The 24227-nt window shown below is 35.9% G+C and carries 20 protein-coding genes and 1 riboswitch; of the genes, 6 read left to right on the forward strand and 14 right to left on the reverse strand.

Features of this window, described 5'->3' with window-relative positions; all coding sequences use genetic code 11:
* Positions 1-23: 23 nt before the first annotated feature.
* The 12 genes from Q2T46_RS04990 to Q2T46_RS05045 form a co-directional block, all read right to left on the reverse strand.
* Positions 24-1451, reverse strand: a complete 1428-nt coding sequence (locus tag Q2T46_RS04990) for a penicillin-binding protein 2 (RefSeq protein WP_303264010.1) — start codon at positions 1449-1451, stop codon at positions 24-26.
* Complete coding sequence (locus tag Q2T46_RS04995; RefSeq protein ID WP_303264009.1) at positions 1423-2667, reverse strand: FtsW/RodA/SpoVE family cell cycle protein; 1245 nt, start codon at positions 2665-2667, stop codon at positions 1423-1425. The genes Q2T46_RS04990 and Q2T46_RS04995 overlap by 29 nt, the downstream gene beginning before the upstream one ends.
* A gap of 12 nt (positions 2668-2679) precedes the next feature.
* Positions 2680-3081 carry an FHA domain-containing protein gene (locus Q2T46_RS05000; RefSeq protein ID WP_303264008.1) on the reverse strand — a complete coding sequence of 134 codons (402 nt, stop codon included), beginning with the start codon at positions 3079-3081 and terminating at the stop codon, positions 2680-2682.
* A 9-nt stretch (positions 3082-3090) separates the two neighbouring features.
* On the reverse strand, positions 3091-5874 hold the full coding sequence (uvrA, locus tag Q2T46_RS05005) for an excinuclease ABC subunit UvrA (RefSeq protein WP_303264007.1): 2784 nt from the start codon (positions 5872-5874) through the stop codon (positions 3091-3093).
* A 54-nt stretch (positions 5875-5928) separates the two neighbouring features.
* Positions 5929-7914, reverse strand: a complete 1986-nt coding sequence (gene uvrB, locus Q2T46_RS05010) for an excinuclease ABC subunit UvrB (RefSeq protein WP_303264006.1) — start codon at positions 7912-7914, stop codon at positions 5929-5931.
* A gap of 100 nt (positions 7915-8014) precedes the next feature.
* Complete coding sequence (locus tag Q2T46_RS05015) at positions 8015-8731, reverse strand: 2-phosphosulfolactate phosphatase family protein (RefSeq protein WP_311062351.1); 717 nt, start codon at positions 8729-8731, stop codon at positions 8015-8017.
* Between the two features lie 12 nt (positions 8732-8743).
* Positions 8744-9976 (reverse strand): PDZ domain-containing protein, encoded by a 1233-nt coding sequence (locus Q2T46_RS05020; protein ID WP_303264004.1) that lies wholly within the window; start codon positions 9974-9976, stop codon positions 8744-8746.
* A 9-nt stretch (positions 9977-9985) separates the two neighbouring features.
* Positions 9986-11185, reverse strand: coding sequence for a S41 family peptidase (locus Q2T46_RS05025; protein ID WP_303264003.1), 1200 nt, complete (start codon positions 11183-11185; stop codon positions 9986-9988).
* Positions 11186-11315: 130 nt separating this feature from the next.
* Entirely contained in the window at positions 11316-12455 is a 1140-nt protein-coding gene (locus tag Q2T46_RS05030; protein ID WP_303264002.1) for a murein hydrolase activator EnvC, read from the reverse strand.
* Between the two features lie 12 nt (positions 12456-12467).
* The gene (gene ftsX / locus Q2T46_RS05035; RefSeq protein ID WP_303264001.1) at positions 12468-13355 is read right to left on the reverse strand and encodes a permease-like cell division protein FtsX; all 888 of its coding nucleotides are present in this window, start codon (positions 13353-13355) and stop codon (positions 12468-12470) included.
* Positions 13345-14031, reverse strand: coding sequence for a cell division ATP-binding protein FtsE (ftsE, locus tag Q2T46_RS05040; RefSeq protein ID WP_303264000.1), 687 nt, complete (start codon positions 14029-14031; stop codon positions 13345-13347). Before ftsE ends, ftsX begins: the two co-directional genes overlap by 11 nt.
* A 39-nt stretch (positions 14032-14070) precedes the next feature.
* Positions 14071-15120, reverse strand: a complete 1050-nt coding sequence (locus tag Q2T46_RS05045; protein ID WP_303263999.1) for a CdaR family transcriptional regulator — start codon at positions 15118-15120, stop codon at positions 14071-14073.
* A 326-nt stretch (positions 15121-15446) separates the two neighbouring features.
* Here Q2T46_RS05045 and Q2T46_RS05050 point away from each other — a divergent pair, with 326 nt between their 5' ends.
* The 5 genes from Q2T46_RS05050 (at position 15447) to Q2T46_RS05070 (ending at position 20589) form a co-directional block, all read left to right on the forward strand.
* Positions 15447-16571: a glutamine amidotransferase family protein gene (locus tag Q2T46_RS05050; RefSeq protein ID WP_303263998.1), complete on the forward strand. Its 1125-nt coding sequence runs from the start codon at positions 15447-15449 to the stop codon at positions 16569-16571.
* On the forward strand, positions 16568-18073 hold the full coding sequence (locus tag Q2T46_RS05055) for a glutamate synthase-related protein (RefSeq protein ID WP_209452975.1): 1506 nt from the start codon (positions 16568-16570) through the stop codon (positions 18071-18073). The genes Q2T46_RS05050 and Q2T46_RS05055 overlap by 4 nt, the downstream gene beginning before the upstream one ends.
* Before the next feature lie 77 nt (positions 18074-18150).
* On the forward strand, positions 18151-18594 hold the full coding sequence (locus Q2T46_RS05060) for a 4Fe-4S dicluster domain-containing protein (RefSeq protein WP_209452974.1): 444 nt from the start codon (positions 18151-18153) through the stop codon (positions 18592-18594).
* Positions 18595-19860 carry an NAD(P)/FAD-dependent oxidoreductase gene (locus Q2T46_RS05065; RefSeq protein WP_303263997.1) on the forward strand — a complete coding sequence of 422 codons (1266 nt, stop codon included), beginning with the start codon at positions 18595-18597 and terminating at the stop codon, positions 19858-19860.
* Positions 19861-20589: a hypothetical protein gene (locus Q2T46_RS05070; protein WP_303263996.1), complete on the forward strand. Its 729-nt coding sequence runs from the start codon at positions 19861-19863 to the stop codon at positions 20587-20589. It begins immediately after the preceding gene.
* Between the two features lie 49 nt (positions 20590-20638).
* Here Q2T46_RS05070 and Q2T46_RS05075 read toward each other — a convergent pair whose 3' ends face one another.
* Both Q2T46_RS05075 and Q2T46_RS05080 read right to left on the reverse strand, forming a co-directional pair.
* Entirely contained in the window at positions 20639-21754 is a 1116-nt protein-coding gene (locus Q2T46_RS05075) for an ABC transporter ATP-binding protein (protein ID WP_209452971.1), read from the reverse strand.
* 234 nt (positions 21755-21988) lie between these two features.
* Positions 21989-22441 (reverse strand): CBO0543 family protein, encoded by a 453-nt coding sequence (locus tag Q2T46_RS05080; protein ID WP_209452970.1) that lies wholly within the window; start codon positions 22439-22441, stop codon positions 21989-21991.
* A 122-nt stretch (positions 22442-22563) separates the two neighbouring features.
* Positions 22564-22757, forward strand: a riboswitch (Lysine riboswitch).
* Positions 22758-22873: 116 nt separating this feature from the next.
* On the opposite strand from Q2T46_RS05080, the gene lysA reads away from it, so the two are divergent.
* Complete coding sequence (gene lysA / locus Q2T46_RS05085) at positions 22874-24211, forward strand: diaminopimelate decarboxylase (protein ID WP_303263995.1); 1338 nt, start codon at positions 22874-22876, stop codon at positions 24209-24211.
* The last annotated feature ends 16 nt before the right edge of the window (positions 24212-24227 follow it).

A 24227-nucleotide genomic window follows, 5' to 3' on the forward strand; every position in this document is an offset into this window, starting at 1 on the left:
ATGTATGCTGAAAAAGAATAATCTCAATATCCCAAATATGCTCTCATTATTTCCCTAGCAATAGGTGCCGCAACAGCTCCGCCAGAACCTCCATTTTCAACTATGACAGCAACAACAATTTTAGGATTTTCTGCAGGCGCAAATCCTACAAACCAAGCATGTGCCTGTCCTTGTGGATTTTCAGCAGTGCCGGTCTTTCCTGCAACTGTTATGCCCGGTATCTGTGCCGCTGTGCCCGTACCCTGTTGCACAACACCTATCATAAGCTGCTTTATCTTATCTGCCACATCTTTGCTTATAGGATTTAGATATTTTTCTGGCGTTGTCTTTTCTAATATCTCGCCCGTAACAGGGTTTTTAACGTAATCCATCAGATAAGGCTTCATTATTACTCCACCGTTGGCAGGCGCAGATGCCATCAATGCCATTGTCAATGGCGTAACTAATGTTTTACCCTGACCTATAGAGCTTTCTGCCAATTGAACTTTCCCATTTATTAAAGGAATTGACGGGAACTGATTTTTTTCAACAGGTATATCAAATGGAACACTATCGTTTAACCCATATTTATTTGCCATAGACTCAAGATCAGACCTTCCCACCTGAAGTCCAATTTTTACGAATGATGTATTTGAAGAAACGTAAAACGCCTTTTGAAAGCCTATTGTTCCATATGCTATACTGTCATAATTGGTTATTTTATCTCCATCAACAATTACATAACCTGGATCATTAAATACTTGATTATAAATGTCAGGCTTATATGTCAAAGCAGCAGAAGCAGTAATTATTTTAAATATTGAACCAGGTGGATACAAGCCCTGTGTCGCTCTATTTAAGACCAGATGATCAGGGCTGTTCATGATGCTGTCCCAATTTTCACTAAGCGTGTTTGGATCGTATGATGGTGATGATACCAATGCCAGAACTTCACCTGTCTTTGGATTTAGTGCAACCACCGCACCCTTTCTGCCGCCTAATAAATTGTAAGCCAAATCCTGCAATCTCTTATCTACAGTCAGTACAACATCATCACCTGTCTGGCTTTTCCCTAAAACAGTCTCCCTTAAAAAAGTCATCGGATCTGTATTTATCATTCCGAGAAGCTCTCTGTCGTATGTGTTTTCTATTCCTGTACTACCCTGCTGATATATTCTCCGGCTGTAGCCAATTATATTTGCAAATGGAACACCATCAAGATACTGCCTTATCTGCTCACCATTTACAATAGTGCTTTTTGCTAGAACATTGCCATTTCTATCGTATATACTGCCTCTTAAAATCTTCTTTTCCTGCTCAATGAGTCTTTTGTTGTATACACTATATGAACTAGTTATAAGCTTGTTTTTTTCATATAACTGAAAATACGATAAATATGCAATAAGGCTTAAAAATAGAATTGAAAAGACGGCAAAAAGTATTTTAATGTTGCGGTTCATACTGTTCAACATCCTCATCCTCTCTTACTGCGATACCATTCAACATACCCAATGTGATAAAGCTCATTACCATTGAGCTGCCTCCATAGCTTACAAAAGGCAGTGTTACACCTGTAAGTGGTATGAACTTAATGACGCCGCCTATAATAGTAAAAACCTGCAAGCTAAACATGCTTGTAAGACCTATCGCAATTAATGCTCCGAAGTCATCTTTTGCATCAAGTGCAACTTTTATGCCTCTATACATGATTACAAAATACACTAGAATTATCGCAACTGAACCTAACATACCAAATTCTTCGCTTATAGCAGAAAAAATAAAGTCACTGGCCACAACAGGAATATATTCAGGATGCCCCATACCAAGGCCGGTACCGAAAAATCCACCCGCACCAATTGCAAAAAGCGATTGAGCTATCTGATACGTCTTTCCAGGAACATCCATCCATGGATTTAGCCATGCCTGAATCCTCACGCGAACATGGTTGAAAAGAAAATATGAAATTACTCCACCAAATCCAAGAAAAGCAACGCTTGCTGCAGTGTACAAAAGGCTTGACGTTGCAGCAAATATCATAAATGTAGTGGTCAAATAAAACAAAAGGGCAGTACCCAGATCTTTTTCAATGACTAAAATTCCAACAATAACGATTGTTATTGCACCAACTTTAATTATATCTTTTGCAGTTTTATTATCCTTTAGGTATCTTGCAAGAAAAATTATATATATTATCTTTACAATTTCCGACGGCTGCACTGAAATGGAGCCAAAAGTAAGCCAGTTTTTAGAACCTCCAATTTCTTTACCTAATACAAACGTAGAAAATAGCAATATAAATGATATTGCCAAGTACACATAATTTCCATATTTGAATTTATAAAAGAAGTCATAGTATTTGCAAGCGTAAGATGAAACAAAATACAGGATGAAACCAATAAAAATCCACGCAATCTGTTTTAAAATCAAATCCGGCGCTACTCTGTATATCATTATAAGGCCCATCTCTGCCAGAAAAGAGCTTAAAATTATAAGCTGAATTTCTCCCATTGGAAATAATCTGACATGTAGATAATATACGATATAAATAAGTGGCAAAAAGGCTATTGTAAGGTATATTGTATCAAAGCCTTTAGGCTTATGATATATGAAAAGCAGCATAAACGCTATTACGAATATCAAAAAGATATCTTTCATAGCCTTTGAGCCTGTCTTAACATATTCTTCCATTAAAATACCACCTTAAATCAAAAATCTGTACTCTTCATTGCCAAATTTTATTACATCATTGTTTTTAATCCTAGCTATATTTTTGACACGCTTTCCATTTACATATGTGCCATTGGTGCTATTCAAATCTTGTATGACGAATTTTTTACCTTTCTTCCTTATCATGGCATGTTTGCTGGAAACGTAAGGATTCTCCACGACTATATCACAGTCATCAGCTCTTCCTATCGTAGTCACCTCAAAAAGATTAAAGCTGCCCCTACCAGAAAGTGACACCAGTTTTGCCTTTGTCACTTCTCTCTCTTTTCTTACGCCTTTTATATCAAGATATATAATTTTAAAAACTCTGTACAAAAATAGATATATAAGCAGTAATAATACATATTTTAATATATTTGCTGCCAGTTGATACATAAAAACACCTCATTGTCTGGCAAGAATTTTTTTCAAAAACTGCCCAGTATATGAAAAGTTGTTTTCAGCCACTTCTTCCGGTGTACCGGTAGCCACAATCCTTCCTCCTCTGTCACCGCCTTCAGGTCCCATATCGATAATATAATCGGCTGATTTAATGACGTCAAGGTTGTGTTCTATCACTATGACCGTATTGCCTCCATCCACAAGCCTGTTTAAAACGTCTAGAAGCCTATCTACATCAGCAAAATGAAGACCTGTAGTCGGCTCGTCAAGTATATACACAGTCTTCCCTGTTGAACGACGAGACAATTCTGTTGCAAGCTTAACCCTTTGGGCTTCGCCGCCAGAAAGCTGTGTGGAAGGCTGCCCCAGCTTAATATACCCCAGTCCAACATCATTTAATGTCTCAAGTTTGCTTTTTATCCTTGGTATGTTTTTAAAAAACTCTAATGCCTCTTCCACCGTCATATTTAAAACATCAGAAATATTCTTGTCTTTGTATTTTATATCCAAAGTTTCCCTATTATACCTGTTGCCTTTGCAGACTTCACACGGTACATATACATCAGGAAGGAAATTCATCTCTATCTTTATTATACCATCTCCACTGCAAGCCTCACACCTTCCGCCTTTAACATTGAAGCTAAAGCGGCCAGGTTTATAACCTCTCATCTTGGCATCCGGCGTATTTGAAAACAATTCTCTTATTGGATCAAATACACCTGTATATGTGGCTGGATTTGACCTAGGAGTTCTGCCTATAGGTGACTGGTCGATGTTTATCACTTTATCGATAAATTCAATCCCTTCTATAGATGAGTATTTGCCAGGCAAGTCTTTTGCTTTGTACAATTTTTGTGCAAGCGCTTTATAAAGTATTTCATTTATGAGTGTACTTTTACCTGACCCGGACACACCTGTTATGCATATCAAAATCCCAAGAGGAAATGTCACATCGATGTTTTTTAAGTTATTTTCGCTAGCACCACGCACTGTCAAATAGTGACCATTAGGTTTTCTCCTCGTTTTAGGAACATCTATTTTTTTCTTTCCACTTAAATATTGACCAGTAAGAGATTCTTCACATGCCATGATATCTTCTACTGTTCCTGCTGCCACGATTTTACCACCGTGTTCTCCAGGCCCTGGACCTACATCAACAATGTAATCAGCCGCAAACATCGTATCCTCGTCATGTTCTACAACAATCAACGTATTTCCTTGATCTTTTAACTTTTTAAGGGAATTTAAAAGCCTTTCGTTGTCTCTTTGATGTAGCCCAATGCTAGGCTCATCAAGTATATAAGTGACCCCTACTAATCCTGAACCTATCTGGCTAGCAAGCCTTATCCTCTGAGACTCTCCACCTGACAAAGTGCCTGCATTTCTTGAAAGAGTAAGGTAATCAAGTCCTACGTCTTTTAAGAAATTAAGTCTCGCTTTAATCTCCTTTATTATCTGATGCGCTATAAACTCTTCTCTCTCTGTCAATTTAAGCTCATCCATAAATCTCAAAAGTTCTGTCACAGATAGATCGGTTATCTTATTTATTGGCATACCGCCTACTGTAACAGCCAGCACTTCAGGTTTTAGGCGAGCACCATGGCAATCAGGACAAACAATTGGTCTCATATACTTTTCGATTTCTTCCCTCATAAAGCTTGAATTTGTAGAATTATATCTTCTCTCAAGATTATTTACAATTCCTTCAAATCCATGCCTTTTACCGTTTTTATCTTTCCCGTACAACAATATATTTATTAAATCATCGCTGTACTCTTCTAATGGAGTATTCTCACTATATCCATAACTTTCTACTAGGCTTAAAATATTTTGATATGTGTAACTTTCCTGTGAAACGATAAATCCAGAAAACACTCCATCTTTCAACGACTTGCTTCTATCCCTTATAAGCAACTCTGGATCTATTCTCATAAATTCGCCAAGTCCTGCACAAGTTGGGCAAGCCCCGTATGGACTATTGAAAGAAAACATCCTTGGAGATAGTTCTTCTATACCTATATTGCAGTCAGGGCATGAATACTTTTCAGACATGGTAAACCCTTCTCCATCTATAACATCGATTGTAACAACGCCGTCGGATAATTTCAAAGCAGATTCAATTGAGTCTGTAAGTCTTGATTCGATATGTGGTTTTATAATGATTCTATCTATTACAACCTCAATTGTATGTTTCTTATTCTTTTCTAATTTTATTTCTTCGCTTAAATCGTACATTATTCCATCTATTCTCACTCTAACGTATCCGCTTTTCTTGATATCCTCTATAAGCTTCTGGTATTCGCCTTTCCGTCCTCTAACTATTGGAGAAAGTACTTGTATCCTTGTACCTTCACTTAATTTCATTATCCTGTCTACCATCTGGTCTACCGTCTGCATTGAAATCTCTTTACCGCACTTAGGACAATGCGGCACGCCTATCCTTGCGTACAATAACCTCAAATAATCGTATATTTCTGTAACTGTCCCAACCGTTGAGCGAGGATTTCGATTGGTAGTCTTCTGATCTATGGAAATCGCAGGCGATAAGCCTTCAATGTACTCCACATCAGGTTTATCCATCTGCCCTAAAAACTGCCTTGCATACGCAGAGAGAGATTCAACGTACCTTCTTTGACCCTCAGCGTAGATGGTGTCAAATGCCAGGGAAGATTTGCCAGAACCAGATAGACCAGTTATTACTACAAATTTATCCCGCGGTATCTCCACATCTATATTTTTTAAATTATGAACTTTTGCACCTTTGATGACGATTTTATCTATTGCCAATTTACTTTCTTCCTTTCAATTGAAACAAAGTGGTATAAATAATTTCTTAGATAATTATATAGCATTTTCAATCATCTTTTGAAGTTCAAATATTCTGTCCCTGAGTTTAGCAGCTTTTTCAAATTCCAGTTCCTTCGCAGCTTTTCTCATTTCTTTTTCAAGTTCACTTATCATTTTTTCAATAGATACCTTGTCTACTACTTCTGCCTCCTTTATACTATATGGAGCTTTATCCTCAGCTACCTTTGTTGCTTCTATTACATCTCTTATCCCTTTTACAATTGTCTTTGGGGTGATACCGTGCTTTTTATTGTAATCCATCTGTATGGCTCTTCTTCTATTGGTTTCGTTTATTGCGTTTTTCATAGATTCTGTCACTGTATCAGCGTACATGATAACTCTTCCTTCTGCGTTTCTAGCAGCTCGACCTATAGTTTGTATAAGCGAAGTTTCAGAACGCAAAAAGCCCTCTTTATCAGCATCAAGAATGGCAACCAATGCTACTTCTGGTATATCAAGACCTTCCCTCAGCAGATTTATTCCAATTAGGACATCAAATTTTCCTAGCCTCAAATCCCTTATTATCTCCATCCTCTCAATCGTCTCAATATCTGAATGGAGATACTTCACTTTCACACCCATGTCATTGAAATAGTCTGTCAAGTCTTCCGCCATTTTCTTGGTCAACGTCGTCACTAATACGCGGTAACCTTTTTCTACAGTCATTTTTATCTCGCTTAAAAGGTCATCTACCTGCCCCTTAACAGGCTTTACTTTAATTTCAGGATCTACTAATCCTGTAGGACGTATTATTTGCTCCACAACCCTTTCAGAATGCTCCAGCTCATAAGGCCCAGGTGTTGCGGATACACATATAAGCTGATTTATCCTATCTTCAAATTCTTCAAATTTTAACGGTCTATTATCAAATGCTGACGGCAACCTAAATCCAAAATCTACTAAAGATTCCTTTCTAGCCCTGTCTCCATTGTACATGCCTCTAATCTGAGGTATTGTGACGTGCGATTCATCAATAAACATCAAAAAATCATCAGGAAAATAATCTAGTAGCGTATATGGTGGGCTTCCGGCAGGCCTCCCTGATATGTGCCTTGAATAATTCTCTATTCCTGAGCAATAGCCTACTTCTTGGAGCATTTCTATGTCATAATTTGTTCTCTGTTTAAGTCTCTCTGCTTCCAAAATTTTACCCTGATCTTTAAGTTCTTTATACCTTTCTTCCAATTCCTTTTCAATGCTTTCTATTGCCCTTTTTAATTTTTCTTTTGACGTGGCGTAGTGGGAAGCCGGGAAAATAGCCACATGGTTCCTCTCTCCAACTATTTCTCCAGTCAGTACATCTATCTCGGTAATCCTGTCTATCTCATCTCCAAAAAGCTCTATCCTGATAGCTTTATCAGATGATGATGCAGGAAAAACTTCGATGACATCTCCTCTTACTCTAAACTTGCCTCTGACAAAATTTATGTCATTTCTCTCGTAATGTATATCAACCAATTTTTTTAAAATCTCGTCTCTGTCTTTTACCATGCCTGGTCTTAGGGAAAGCATCAAGTCTTCATAATCTTCTGGATCCCCCAGTCCATATATACATGAAACACTGGCAACAATTATAACATCCCTTCTCTCAAAAAGAGCCGCAGTAGCCGAATGGCGTAATTTATCAATCTCCTCGTTGATAGATGCATCCTTTTCTATATACGTATCAGTCTGTGGAACATATGCTTCAGGCTGGTAATAATCATAGTAACTTACAAAATATTCAACGGCATTTTCCGGAAAGAATTCTTTAAATTCTGAGCAAAGCTGAGCTGCTAAAGTCTTATTATGGGCTATAACAAGCGTAGGCTTATCAACATTTTTTATGATATTAGCCATCGTGTATGTTTTTCCAGAACCAGTAACACCAAGCAATGTCTGGCACTTAAGACCCATATTGACGCCTTCCGTCAATTTTTTTATCGCTTCTGGTTGATCACCTGTTGGCTTGTAGTCTGACACAAGTTTAAACTCACTCATGATTAACACCTTCTATAAATCCATTCCAAACATTTTATAATATTATACCATATATAAAAAATCAACACAAACATATGTTTTTAGCCGGCAAATGCCGGCTTTATATCAATCTTACTACACCATTTACGTATTTCGGAACTACTGAAAATTTATCTATAGTCGTACAGAACTCCACATCTTCATGAAAACCTAACTTTTCAATTCTGTTTAAATGATACCCATACTTCATTATGTTTAAAATATTGTCCTGAAATGATTTATATAAAAAATACGACGCTTTAGACAAATCATCACTTTCATACGGAGAAAGTTTCTCAAGCCTATCCAATATAGCACCGGCAGTAATGATATCATCGATAGAAAATTTCCCTTCTGTTCCGGCGCAAATAATTACTACATCCTTATTTTCTTTGTAAATGTAATCTGCTACAGACGTCACATTTAGAAGACACCCAACAACTACATCATCTGATGATGAGGCTTTCTTTAATGCCCTCGTACCATTTGTTGTAGTTATTATAATAGTTTTGCCTTTCACAACATCTTCTGAATACTCCAGAGGTGAATTTGATAGGTCAAATCCTTCAATCTTTACAGCATTTCTTTCACCACCTAGTAAAATCATGTCTCTTTCTAAATGGCCAGAAATATTTATAGCATCTTCAATATCTGCAACAGGAATTATCTCTTTTGCACCATTGACAAGAGCAGTAGTAATGACACTGGTGGCTCTCAATGTATCTATTACAACTACTACTTTACCTTTTAGAATTTTGTCGTAAACTGCATTATATGTCTCATAAGTTTCTACAAACACTTGCATGACCTCCTAGTTTTTCTTCCTGAATTTTCGGATTAGACTTTTTAACAAACCTCCATTTTCCATTTCATCTATACGATATATATTTTCCGGATAACGTGGTACTACTAAAACACCGAGCCAATTTACGCCTTTGCAATTTCTGTATTCATATTTCACATAATTGCCATCAGGTTCCTTTACAATGATAAACAATATTGTGGGATTATTGTAAAGCAGCCTTTTTATATCTTCCTCACTATCTATAGGAATGTCGTTTATTTTCAATATGATATCGCCGGGTTTTAAGCCAATATGCTCAGCAGGAGAATTTTTCATTACAGACAGAATCATCAATCCATTGTCCTGTGATTCGAACAACGGCTTTCTGTTCCTTTCTTCCTTTTGGCCAATAATTATAAGTACCTCATGTGCTAATGGCCCAAAAATTGCGGCAACCCACTTAAAAATATAAATTTTGCTGCCTAGCAAGGAAAATGTTATAAGAATTAAGCTAAACGCAAAAAGTCTCTTTGAAGATTTTTGGGCCCTTTTCTGTGGCATCTCCGTAAGTGCAATGTCTCCATAACCCAATGCTGCAATTACAGGCATCATAATAAAAACTATGTTTTTTAAATTTGATGAAGGACCTAAAAGAGGCCACCAATCAGGCATATTTACAGACGATGCTCCACCTAGTATGGCTGTGGTCGTGGATAATGCCACAAAGGGAATTGGCCAGAATTTTTGCATGGTATATCCACCAGCTACTTTACCATTTCTCAGTCTTACAAAAATCGGTATGCTGTTTACAGAGCCATCAATGTATATAAGTATACTTTCCATTAAGTGAAGTATTCCGACTATAGCCATAAGGCCAGATACATTAACATTAGGAAAGCCCGTTATTAAGCTTATGATTGATACAATGCCTCCTGCATAAGAGAAACATATATATCTAGGATTTATAATCATCAATAGTATTGCAAGAGGAAATACATACTCTATTCCTATATTGTCGATTGTTATACCCAGCAAAACTATGATGACACTGCCTAAAATTCCTGTCAAAAACCCGTATATGGTGGAATCCAAAACTTGATCTTTAAGAGAAGTCTGCTCTTTACCCACCATCTGTCTTTCAATTTCTATATTTTTTTTATACTGAAAAAATATAAATGCCACGACTACCCACATAAATGGGTTTAATATCATAAGAGCAATAGACTTTACTATCAGCCAGATTAACTTTAAATATACCATATAAACACCTTATTTGATTTCCGATTTTATTATGTCATATGCTTTTACAAGCTGTGTATCACCTTTTAAATCAGGTGTATCTGTCACAACGTAATTTTTAGGAAGCTCAACAACGTAATTTGGTTCAATGCCTTTCCCCTGAATATTTACTCCACTTGGAGTATAATACCTTGCAGAAGTATATTTAAGTGCTGTACCATCGCCAAAATCTATAACTGATTGCACTAGACCCTTTCCGAATGTCTTGGTTCCAACCAGCACTCCAACTTTTCTGTCTTTTATGGCACCAGCAAGGATTTCAGATGCACTGGCACTTCCTCCATTTACAAGTACGGCAATTGGCTTTTGTAATCCCGGGCCTTTTGCATATATAACCTGATTATCCTTCTTGTTTCTGCCTTTAGTCGATACAATAAGCCCTTTCGGCAAAAGCTCATTAGCCACATTGACACACTGCTCTAAAATCCCTCCAGGATTATCCCTCAAATCTATTATCAATCCATTCAAACCCTGAGTTTTTAGATTATTCAGTGCTTTAGTAAAATCAGCAGATGTATTTTCATCAAACATCGTCATTTTGATGTAGCCTATTTTGTTTGGCAGCATTGTGCTGCTTACTGTCTGCAATTTGATTATCTCTCTCGTCAATGTTTTATTTATAAGTTTGTTATCCCTCATTAACACAAGTGAAACCTTTGTGCCTTGAGGCCCCTTCATTAAAGATACCGCTTGATCAAGGTTATTTCCACTGACTTTTACATTGTTAACAGAAACTATTATATCACCCGATTTTATTCCAGCTTTCTCACCAGGTGTGCCTTTCATTGGAGATACAACAACTATGTGTCCATCATTATCAACTGAAACTACGATGCCGACACCTGCATAAGAACCTGTCGTCTGTGTCGTAAAATCTTGATAGTCTTTTTTATCCATGTAAACTGTATACGGATCTCCCAGAGAGCTAGCAAGACCTTTTATAGAACCATCAACAAGTTTTGATTGATCTATTTTATCGACATAATCATTTGTCAATATGTTCTTAACTTGAAAAAGCTTGCTGTACTGCTGCATTAGCTCATATTCTTCTCTTGGTATAATGACAGCTCCGCCATAAGCAAGCGGTATAAGCCTTGTTAGATAAAATGTCAACATGCTGCTAATAAACACCAATAAAACCGCACCAGCAATTATCTTTTTTCTTTTCATGTATTATTTTCATTCCTTTCTACTATGTTAAGTCAAATATTAAACTGTCAACTTAATAAAAACAGTTCTTTAAATTATATGATGTTACATCTTATTATACAATAATATACTGATAAAAAAAATAGACCGGTTATTTTAACCAGTCCATTGGATTAACAGGCACGCCATTTTTGCGCACTTCAAAATGACAGTGGGGACCTGTTGATAACCCTGTACTTCCGGCCTTTGCAATCTGCTGGCCTCTCTTTACTGTTTCGCCTACAGTTACCAGAAGTTGTGAATTGTGTCCATATAATGTAGTTATGCCACCGCCATGATCAATTATAACAGCATTTCCATATCCTCCGTAGTATCCAGCATATATAACTTTTCCGTCAGCAGCAGCTACAATAGCAGCGCCATACGATGCTGCTATATCAATGCCTGTGTGTGTTATGTATTCATGCAAAATAGGATGATATCTTGTCCCAAATGGCGATGTTATTGTTGAACTGCTTGGAACAGGCCAGCCCAATTTTCCTCCTGAATAAACCGTATTAGAAGACTGCAGTTTAGCTATGGTACTCTCAAGCTGCTTTGACTGCTCTAATAAAGCTTTTTCTTGTTCCTCGTAAAGTGCTTGCTGCCTCTCTAAGTCCCTCATAAAGCCCTCTCTTGAGGACAAAGCAACCTGTATATCTCTTTTTCTTGCTTCTACCTGATTTTTATAATTTTCTGCATCTTGCTTTGCTAAGGCCAACTGTTTCGTTTTATCCTCAACGATTTTTCTTTGCTCTTGATAAGAATTGAGAAGATTAACATCAAAGCCAACCAGTTTTTTTATCATATCAAGCCTCGTAACAAAATCTGCGAAACTTTTCGAGCTTAAAAGCACATCAAGATAGCCCGTCTCTCCTCCGCTTATGTACATGGCCCTAACTCTTTCCTTTAAGACGTCTTTTTGCTTAGCCTCTTCTTTTTTTGCCGCATCAAGTTCCTGCTGTGCCTTATTTAATTTTGCAATTGCATCATTTAATTTTGCCTGTGCGTCATTTAATTGCTTTGTAGTGTCATTCAATTTCATGTCTAAATCTTGAATTTCTTTTTGTATATCTTCTTTTTGATTTGCAATCTGATTTTGCTTATTCTTATTTTGACTTATGGCATTTTGAATATTATTAAGTTTGTTTTTTGCATCTTGCAGTTGATCTGCTTTAGGAAATGAAGTTGTCAAAAGCGATACTGATACCAAAAACACAAAAACTATCTTTTTACATCTTCCTTCCTTCAATAATATACCTCCTCAAACATTTAAAAATCTCTTTATTGATATTCCACTGCCAAGAGCACCTATTAAAGACCCTATGGCTAAAAAGTACATAAACGATTGCCTCAACACATTTCCTACAGGTAAAAGTGCAAAAATTACCAATTTGTTGTTTACTAAGTCTGCAGCATAGCCGTATATTAAACCTAAAATCACAATAGCCAATATTGATCCAACTAGCCCTAGTACAATTCCTTCTACGAGAAACGGCCATCTTATGAACCAATCTGTTGCGCCGATGTACTTCATGATGTTAATCTCTCTCCTCCTTGCAAAAACACCAAGCTTTATCGTGTTTGATATTATGACAACTGAAATTATAAAGAGAATAAGTATCACGCAAAGGCCAACTATCCTTATTATCTTTATAATTCCAAGCAGTTTATCTACAACGTCTTGACCATAGCTTACCTGTGTTACTCCATCAATCTTTTTTATCTCTTCTGCCACTTGCTTCATCATATTTGCATCAGTAACTTTTACAATAAACGATTGTGGCATTGGATTGTCATTTTCCAGTCCATTTACTAAATAGCTTTTGTCCCCTAACTGCTTTTTGAAATTATTTAATGCATCCTTTTTAGACTCAAAAGTTATGGATTTGACACCATCAATTGCCTTTATCTCATCACCAACCTTTGTTACTTTTGACATATCATAGCTATCATTTATAAATGCCTTAAGCTCCAATTGTGATTCAACTTGATTTGCCATTGAATCAACGTTAAGTATAATTATCAAAAACAGTCCAAGTATTAACAGTGCTGCTGTCACAGACGTAATAGATGCAACAGTCATAGCCCTGTTTCTTTTAACATTTGTAAAGCCTTCTCTTATATAGTAAAAAGCCGTATTAAGCTTCATATCCGTAAGCACCTCTCATCTCATCTCTTACAATATTTCCTCTTTCAAGAGCAATAACCCTTTTTTTCATTGAATCTACAATGTCCTTAGCATGTGTAGACATAATTACAGTAGTTCCTCTTTTGTTGATTTCAGATAATAGCTTTACTATCTCCCACGACGTATCAGGATCGAGGTTGCCTGTAGGTTCATCAGCTACAAGAATTGAAGGCTCATTTACAATAGCTCTTGCAATTGACACCCTTTGCTGTTCACCACCAGACAATTGCTGTGGGTATGAATTCGCTCTATCACTTAACCCAACAAGCGACAAAACCATTGGAACCCTTCTCCTTATATACTTTGGCTCAGCTTCCACTATCTGTAGTGCAAAAGCAATATTTTCATACACTGTTTTATTCGGCAAAAGTTTAAAATCTTGAAATACTACTCCTATATTTCTTCTTAAATAAGGCACGTCTCTTCTTTTTAATTTGGTTATATCTTTCTTGTCTACAAATATGCTTCCTGTCGTAGGAATTTCTTCTCTTAGCAATAGTTTCAATATCGTTGATTTGCCAGCACCGCTGGGTCCAACTAAAAAAACAAATTCACCATTGTCAATTGTAAAATTAATATTTGAAACGGCAATAATGTCATTTTTATACTTCTTTGAAACCCCAACAAATTTTATCATGCCCTTTTACATCCCTTTCAAAATTGTTCTTGCTACAACCTACGTCAATAGCTTCACAAATGTCATTATTACTTTCAACATCACTGCATCGTTAAACTGCTTTGGATCAAAGCCTGTCAGTTTATGTATTTTATCTAATCTATAAACAAGAGTATTTCTATGAATGTACAAATCTCTGGATGTCTCGCTTAGATTGAGGCTATTCCTAAAAAATGCGTTTAATGTAGAAACGAGCTCATCATCATTAAAATAATCTAATTCACCATTTGTCAAAGTTTCCAAAAATCTCTTTATCACGTCTTGTGGAATCTCTAAAAGCAATTCTTCTAATGCATAACTTCTGTAAAAATAGATACCTCTTTCATTGTTGTCAATCTTTTTACCAAATTTTAAAGCAATACTTGCTTCTCTATATCCCTTGCTGATATCTATAAAATTGTACGCTTTATTAGAAACACCAATGTTTATCTTTATATATACTTCGGATTCTATTGTATCTTTTAAAGTCCTTGTGGCTTTATCTATGTCAACAGACACAGACTCTAAAAGCAATACCGCAAACTTGTTGCTACTTAAAATTACCGTTTGATAACTATTCTTTTCAAATATATGGCCCACAACTTTAAAAGCATCGTCAATCGCATCGTAGGATTCTATTATAATAACCCTGTATAAATCTTTTTCTTCAAGTTTATACTTTTCTATGTAATACTCAATCTCATCTCTACCCAAATCACCAATAAGCAATTTTAGTAGGAAATCCTCTTTTGACACCTGATTTCTTAAATGTTCAAAGCTCGTTGACAAAAGCATAACCATGTTTTTTGCATTGTCGCCAGTACCTTTTATACCAACAGTCAAAAAACGCCACCCATTTACAAATATGTTGTTAAATGTCATACCTTGCCATTCGTATACATCTTTTCTCTCCATAAATTCTCTATTTACAGCAAAAATTCCTTCTTTTTTTGATAAACTTTCATCACCTGAATAAATTAATTTACCTTCTTTATCAATAAGAAAAATAGGTTCTGTCACATATTTCTGATAATCCTTAACAACTTTTCTTATATTATCGTAAATATTCATACAATACCACCTTAATATAAAGTATATTATAATTATACAATATTTTGTAGTAGAAAAAATAGGTATTGTAGAATTTATCATTATTTTGCTGTAAAATGTCAAATGCCTATTTTTACAAAAAACAATAAAAAAATATTATTACAATGAATTTCAATTTTTTTATATTGCAATTTTCAAAAAATGTAATATAATATTGATAACACTCTTAACTCGTTAAAAGGTTAGCTCCATACAGTTTGCTGTAAAATTTTATACAGTATGCATTTTTAAAAATTGCAGTTTGCAAAAAAAATCTTTCACATAAAATTTTTTAAGGGGGTTATAAAATGTTGAAAGAAGGAAATATCAGGATACCTTCTGGTTGCGCTATTAGCGGCATAATAGACAAATCGGGAGCAGTTTTTTCTGGTCAAATAATTGCTGATTCCATTGCAACGATGCATGATAGATCAAATGGTCTTGGTGGGGGCTTTGCTGCCTACGGCATTTATCCAGATTTTAAAGAACATTATGCGTTTCATATGTTCTATGACGACGCAAAAGCAAAGCAGGATACTGAAGACTTGCTAAAAGCAAATTTTGTTATTGCTTATGAAGAAAAAATACCAACACGAAAAACGCAAAGCATTAAAAATGCTCCTTTAATCTACAGATATTTTGTATTGCCAAAACTGGAAGTATTGAATGCCAGTGAAATGAATGACGAAGATTTTATAGTAAAATTTATCTTCAATGTAAATAAAAATATAGATGGCGCTTATATCTTCTCCAGCGGGAAAAATATGGGTGTTTTTAAAGCTGTCGGATATCCAGAAGATGTAGCCGAGTTTTATAAATTAGAGACGTACAATGGATACATGTGGACAGCACACGGTAGATTTCCTACAAATACTCCTGGCTGGTGGGGTGGTGCACACCCATTCAATCTTCTAGATATTTCAGTTGTACACAATGGAGAGCTTTCATCATATGATACAAACCGCAAATATTTAGAAGAGTTTGGATATTCATGTACACTTATGACCGATACAGAAGTAGCTGCATATATTTTTGATCTGCTTTTAAGAAAACATAAACTTCCAGTCACATTGGCTGCAAAAGTAATAGCATCTCCTCTTTGGAATCAAGTTGAGCGCTTATCTCCAAAGGAAAGAGAATTGTACTACAACCTTAAAATAATCTACAGCAAAGCTTTGTTAAACGGTCCATTTTCCATAATAGTAACTTACGATAATGGGTTTATTGCCATCAATGACAGAATAAAACTGAGACCCTTAACTGCTGCAAGTCAAGGGGACATGATATATGTTGCAAGTGAAGAATCCGCAATAAGAAGAGTTTGCAAAAATCCTGACAAGGTTTGGATACCTAAAGGTGGAGAACCTGTCATAGCCGAAATTGAGCAACAAAACATCTCAGAAATTTATGATAAAAAGGAGGTTACTGCATGAGCCTTAATTACCTCACTCCAGAATTCAAGGTATTAAGAGATTATGATAGATGTATAAATTGCAAAGTCTGTATGAGACAATGCGCCAATGAAGTCCACAGCTATGATGAAGATTTAGACAAAATGATAGCAGATGATTACAAATGTGTAAACTGTCAAAGATGCGTTGTAATGTGTCCCACACATGCTTTGACAATCATAAAACACCCTCAGGTGTTTCGCGAAAATGCAAACTGGACATACGACGCAATAAGAGATATATACAGGCAGGCAGAAACTGGAGGTGTACTTCTGTCTGCGATGGGAAATGACAGACCATATCCAATCTATTGGGATAAGATGGTAATCAACGCAAGCCAGGTTACAAATCCCTCAATTGACCCATTGAGAGAGCCAATGGAACTTAAAATATTTATAGGAAGAAAACCTGACAAGATAGAACTGGATGAAAATTTAAATGTAAAAACAAAGATGCCTCCACAACTTAAATTAAATTTTCCTATCATGTTTTCTGCTATGTCTTATGGTTCCATAAGTTACAATGCTCATGCTTCACTGGCAAGGGCAGCAAAAGAATTAGGAATATATTACAATACTGGTGAAGGTGGTCTTCACAAGGATTTTAGAAAATACGGCGAAAACACCATCGTTCAAGTTGCATCTGGCAGATTTGGAGTTGATAGAGAATATTTAAAAACGGCAGCAGCAGTAGAAATAAAGATAGGTCAAGGTGCAAAGCCAGGAATCGGCGGACATTTGCCTGGTGAAAAAGTCAGTGAAGACATATCTGAAACAAGAATGATACCTGTCGGTAGCGATGCTATCTCACCTGCACCCCATCACGACATATATTCTATCGAAGATTTGAGCCAATTGATTTACTCATTAAAAGAAGCCACAGACTATAAAAAACCTGTCGGTGTGAAGATAGCCGCTGTAAACAATGTTGCAGCAATAGCATCAGGCATTGCAAGGGCCGGTGCAGATTACATTGCTATAGATGGGTTTAGAGGCGGTACAGGTGCAGCTCCAAAGCGCATAAGAGATAACGTAGGCATTCCTATTGAATTTGCAATAGCATCTGTCGACTCAAGACTTCGCTCTGAAGGCATAAGGCACACCATTTCCCTCGTCGCTGCAGGAAGCATTAGAAACAGTGCAGACATAATAAAAGCAATTGCCCTTGGAGCCGATGCAGTGTATATAGGTTCTGCAGCTTTAATCGCCATTGGATGCCATATGTGTCAACAATGTAATACTGGAAAGTGCAACTGGGGCATCGCAACTCAAGATCCAAACTTAGTAAAAAGATTAAATCCTGAAATTGGATACAAGAGGCTTATAAACCTTATTACAGCATGGGGACATGAGATACAAGAAATGCTTGGCGGTATGGGAATAAATGATATTGAAAGCTTAAAAGGCAACAGGCTGATGCTGAGAGGAATAGGCATGACCCAGAAAGAGTTAGATATATTAGGCATACTAGCCGCCGGTGAATAAGCTTTAATAATTATTTTTTTATCTATCATTTAATCATATATATCCATATTATACTGAATGAAAGGATTGAAATATATATGAAGAAGGTATATGCAAAGGAAGAAGTTTGCGTCGGATGCAAACTTTGCGAAGTATACTGCATAACGTCTCATTCAAAATACAAAGATGTGCTAAAAGCGTACAAATTGGACAGCACACGTCCAGCACCAAGAATCATAATTGAAGAAGAACGTCCTATATCTTTTTCATTACAGTGCAGACACTGTGACGATGCTCCTTGTGTCAAAGCCTGCATAACAGGAGCTATGCAAAAAGATCCTGAAACAGGAGTTGTGACTTGCGATACAGATAAATGTGTGGGATGTTGGACATGCGTTCTTGTTTGCAGCTTTGGTGCAATAGTAAGGGATTTAAATAACAAAATTGCTTCAAAATGCGATCTTTGTGCGGAAACTGGCGAACCCGCCTGCGTAAAAAACTGTCCTAACGAAGCTCTTGTATTCACAGAAGGAGGTATTTAGATGGATATAGTAATAATCGGAAACTCCGCTGCAATGGTTGGGGCAGTGGAAGCAATTAGAAAGCACGACAAGACATCAAACATAACAGTTATTTCCGATGAAAAATATCATATTTATTCTAGACCGTTAATATCATACTACCTTGCAGATACTGTTACAGAAGAAAAAATGGCATATAGAAGTAAAGACTTTTATCAAAAAAATAATGTTAAAACGATACTTGGCACAAAAGCAGTATCTGTAGATGAGAACAAAAAGACAGTCATACTAGAAAATGGCGATTTAGTAAAATATGATAAATTATTAATAGCCACAGGCGGAAAGCCATTTATCCCACCTATTGACGGACTTGATAAGAAAAATATCCAGACCTTTATCAAACTTGATGAAGCAAAAAAATTAAAATCATCCATTAAACCTAATTCAAAAGCAGTAATAGTCGGAGGTGGATTGATAGGATTCAAAGCTGCAGAAGGACTTCATGCACTTGGTGCAGATGTGACAATAGTAGAACTGGCAGATAGAATATTAAGTACAATACTAGACAATGAATCCGCATCAATTGTTACAAAAAGATTACTAAAAGACGGCATCAAAATAAAAGTTGGCACTACAATTGATAAAATTGTCGGTGAAGATTATGTAAAAGAAGTGCATTTGAAAAATGGTGAAGTTTTGCCAACAGATATACTGATATTTGCCATAGGTGTAACTCCAAATACAGACGTTGTGAAGGGAACATCTATAAAAATCAATCGTGGCATATTGGTAGATAGAAATATGAAGACAAACGTTGACGATGTATACGCTGCAGGAGATGTTGCAGAAGGATTTGATATGCTTTTAAATTCAAATAGAGTTGTACCGATATGGCCTAATGCGTATATACAAGGAGAAACTGCTGGTTTAAATATGATCGGCATTGAAAATACAACAAACGGTATATTCCCCATGAATTCAATAGGATATAAGGATACTTACATCATAACAGCGGGAATTATAAATCCTCCTGATGAATCATATGATGTGATGGTAAAAGCAGATCTAGATAAAAATACTTACAAAAAGATCGTCCTTAAAGAAAATAACATCGTTGGATTCATATTGATAAATGATGTCGATAGAGCAGGAATATATACAGGCTTAATAAGAGAAAAAATTGACGTTACACCATTTAGAAATCATCTTTTAAAAGATGATTTTGGATACGTCAATTTCCCTAAGGACTTAAGAAAATCTAAAATGTTAGGCCAGGAGGTGCAATAAATGAAGACGATAGATGCGCAAGACATGCACTACAAAGATCTAAATGAAATCATCAAAGAATTAGTTAGAGCCGGCGAAGATGTAATCAATCTGAAAAACGTAAATGGTCAAAGATATATAGGAGATAATTTAAATGGCAAAACAAAAATCAACATTGAAGGAACTCCAGGCAATGACTTGGCAGCATTTATGGATGGCTTGACAATTGAAGTATATGGCAATGGTCAAGATGCTATTGGAAACACTATGAATGATGGTAGTATTATAATACATGGGCATGTTGGTGATGTAGTAGGATACGGCATGAGAGGCGGAACAATGTATATAGAAAATGATGCAGGTTACAGAGTGGGCATTCACATGAAACAATACAAAGATAAAATCCCTGCCATTATAATTGGAGGAACTCCTGGCGATTTCTTTGGCGAGTACATGGCAGGTGGATGCATGATAGTATTGAATCTTAAAAACAAAAAAGATATAGTTGGCGAATATTGTGGAACAGGGATGCACGGAGGTGTAATATATCTAAGAGGAGATGTGGAAGACTACAAACTCGGAAAGGAAGTCATAAAAGAAGATGCAACAGATGATGACTTGAAAGTAATAAGCAAATATGTCAAAAACTTCTCATCCTACTTTGACTATGACTTTGATAAGATTATGAACCATAAATTTATCAAGCTGCACCCCGCTGGAAGCAGACCATATGAAAAATTATATGCATAAAATAAATATCCCCATAGGAAAATTTTATTTATCCTATGGGGTTTGTTTTTTATCTGTTTAATATTGTAACTTCAGTTTGCTTATCAAATAAGTGGAGTTTATTTGTATCTATGCCTATCTTAATAACATCGCCTGCTTTTGCTGTTGACCTTGGATCAACTCTTGCTGTTAACGGTTGTCCCTGCAGATCGAGATAAAGGTAAGTTTCTGAACCCATCAGCTCTGTAACATCAACTTTTGTCTCTATTACACTTTCTGGATATGCTTCAAGGAATACTTCCTCATCATGGAGGTCTTCAGGTCTTATGCCTAATACAACTTCTTTACCTATATAGCTTTCATCTTTTAATCTTTTCACAATTCCATCAGGAACTACAATTTTAAAACCTTTGAATGATGCATATACTTTTCCGTCTGAACTTTCAAGTCTTGCATCAATGAAGTTCATCTGTGGACTTCCAATAAAACCTGCAACAAACAAATTGTCTGGATGTTCGTATATAACCTGTGGCTTGTCAACTTGCTGTATGACACCATCCTTCATAACAACTATCCTTGAACCCATCGTCATAGCTTCTGTCTGGTCGTGTGTTACATATATAAATGTAGTCTGAAGTCTATCGTGGAGCTTAGCAATTTCTGTCCTCATTTGTACTCTTAATTTAGCATCAAGGTTTGAAAGAGGTTCATCCATAAGGAATACCTTCGGATTACGTACAATAGCACGACCCAATGCAACCCTCTGCCTCTGTCCACCTGACAGCGCTTTTGGTTTTCTCTTTAAATACTCTTCTATTCCGAGTATTCTAGCTGCTTCTTTTACTTTTTGGTCTATCTCCGCTCTCGGTACTTTTCTCAGCTTCAAGCCGAAAGCCATGTTGTCATAAACTGTCATGTGTGGATACAATGCATAATTCTGGAACACCATAGCTATATCTCTGTCCTTTGGTGGTACATCATTTACTAGCTTTCCATCGATATATAATTCTCCTTGACTTATCTCCTCAAGACCTGCAACCATCCTCAATGTCGTAGATTTTCCACATCCAGATGGGCCTACTAAAACTATAAATTCTTTGTCCTTTATTTCTAAGTTAAAATCTTTAACAGCCGTTACTCCACCTTGATATGTTTTGTATACATGTTTAAGAACAACATCAGCCATCTTTAGATATCCCCCTTAATATTGGTAAACGTTTGATACTTATATTATAATATTATTTTCAAACATTTCAAATATACAATACTTATGATATTTACACTCATTTTTTGTATATTATTCATTATCCTTGGTCTTTTTTCCTAATATTGTCCAAATATCTAAACCACAAATATACAAGTATTGAATCTATGGCAACAATTATAATGAACTGAATCATAATTCACCTTCCTTATCTTCTTATTTACTTCTCATCCACGGTGCTAACTTGAATATCGTAATGAAATTTCCTAATGACATTAAAGCTAAAATATCTATCACTATACTGTAAAAATAATGCCAGTGTATGTAATAAAGAACGCCTGAAAGCTTTAATGCATATTCAATCCCAAAAAACAGTGCCGTTGAAACAAAAATATTGATAAATCTAAGCATTCTATTCTTAGGATAAGTTTGAGCAAATATAGTTCCTATTGTAAATGGCGCTCCAAAAGTAAAGAAAAGTGAAGAATTAAAAATCTCTATAATATCGTTTTTAAAGTCATATAGTTTCAAGTGAAATGCCATGTTGTCAATTATTAACTGGCATATGACAGCTAGAATTCCTGCCCATATTGTATACTTTATCTGCTTTAAGTCTATAAGCAATATAAAAATTAACCATGAAACTATTGAAACTATCAGCCATTGCATAATATCACTCCCTTTGAAAGTGCTATTATTAATTATTCCCCCAACATTTTATTAATATGTTGACACAGGAAGTTTTTAATGGTATCATAGTAAAAAATAAATACGTACCTCATCTTCCTTGAAGGTGAGGTAGAGGAGCGGAGAATCAAGAGTAGTATACATTAGGTTTTAAGGAACCGATGATTGTATGCGAAAGGGATAAATCCGCCGAAGCGTGTAGATACCTTAATATCTGCACAGCTGGGCCTATACATAATATGTATAGGACTGTCACAGATAGCTTTACCCAGGCTATTTGTGATGAGCTATCTCGCTTGGGGAAAGGAGGTATTTTTATGTATATTAAAGCGCAGCTAAAGAAAATACCTTAGCTGTTTTTATTTATATGGTGGTTTTTATAATTTAAATTATTAAAGCAATGGAGATGATTTTGTGTTCCAAGGAAACATGCGCATAAATTCAAAAGGACATTTAGAAATAGCTGGGTGCGATACAGTTAAAATAGCAAAACAATACGGAACTCCGTTATATGTTATAGATGAAGAACAGCTTAGAGAAAATTGTCGTTCATTTTACAATGGATTTAAAAAGAACTACCCCGGAAATGAAGTGATTTATGCCAGTAAGGCGTTTATGACTACTGCTATTTGTAAAATCATTGAAGAAGAAAATTTAGGCCTTGATGTAGTTTCAGGTGGTGAACTATACACAGCTTTAAAAGCTGATTTCCCTGTCAAAAATATTTATTTCCATGGTAACAATAAATCAGCAGATGAGCTTACTATGGCATTGGAATACAACATTGGCTGCATTATAGTCGATAACTGGTTTGAATTAAATATGTTAAATGAGTTAGCATTTAAAATGGGTAAAAAGCCTAATATCTACTTAAGGGTATCTCCAGGTGTTGAAGCACATACACATGAATACATCAAAACTGGTCAAATTGATTCAAAGTTTGGATTTCCGCTTTTTAATGGAGATGCGCTTGATGCTATAAAGTATGCACTAACATTGGATAATGTCAATTTAACTGGTCTTCATTGCCACATTGGTTCGCAAATATTTAGCTACGATTCATATAAGGCAGAAATTGACATTATGATGAATTTCCTAAAAAAAGTTAAAGATCACACTGGTTGGGAAGTTGGTGAACTTGATTTAGGAGGTGGATTCGGCATTGCATATGTGGAGGAAGATGATCCACAACCAATAGAATTAATAGCAAGCGAAATAATGAAATCTGTTGAAGAATATTCAAAAAACTTAAATATAAAAATGCCCCATATCATCGTAGAACCCGGCCGTTCAATAATAGGAAATGCTGGTACTACATTGTATACAGTTGGCGCAATCAAAAATATACCGGGTGTAAGAAAATACGTTTCAGTTGATGGCGGAATGGCAGATAATATACGCACAGCACTATACGGTGCAAAATACAATGCAATTGTTGCAAACAAAGCTAGAAAAATCAACCTTGAAAAGGTATCTATTGCTGGTAAGTGCTGTGAATCTGGTGATATGCTAATATGGGATATAGAACTTCCACAACTTGAAAGTGGAGATATTATAGCTGTCACTTGCACAGGTGCCTACAATTACTCGATGGCAAGCAATTACAACCGTCTTCCCCGTCCTGCTGCAGTACTTGTAAACAATGGTGAAGCAGATTTGATAGTAGCAAGGGAAACTTACGAAGACTTGATAAGAAATGACGTGATACCACAAAGATTATTAAATGAAAATAAAAAGATTATAAATTATTAAAAGGAGCAGATATTGC

Origin of the sequence: Thermoanaerobacterium sp. CMT5567-10, from assembly GCF_030534315.2 — a bacterium.
Lineage (GTDB): Bacteria > Bacillota > Thermoanaerobacteria > Thermoanaerobacterales > Thermoanaerobacteraceae > Thermoanaerobacterium.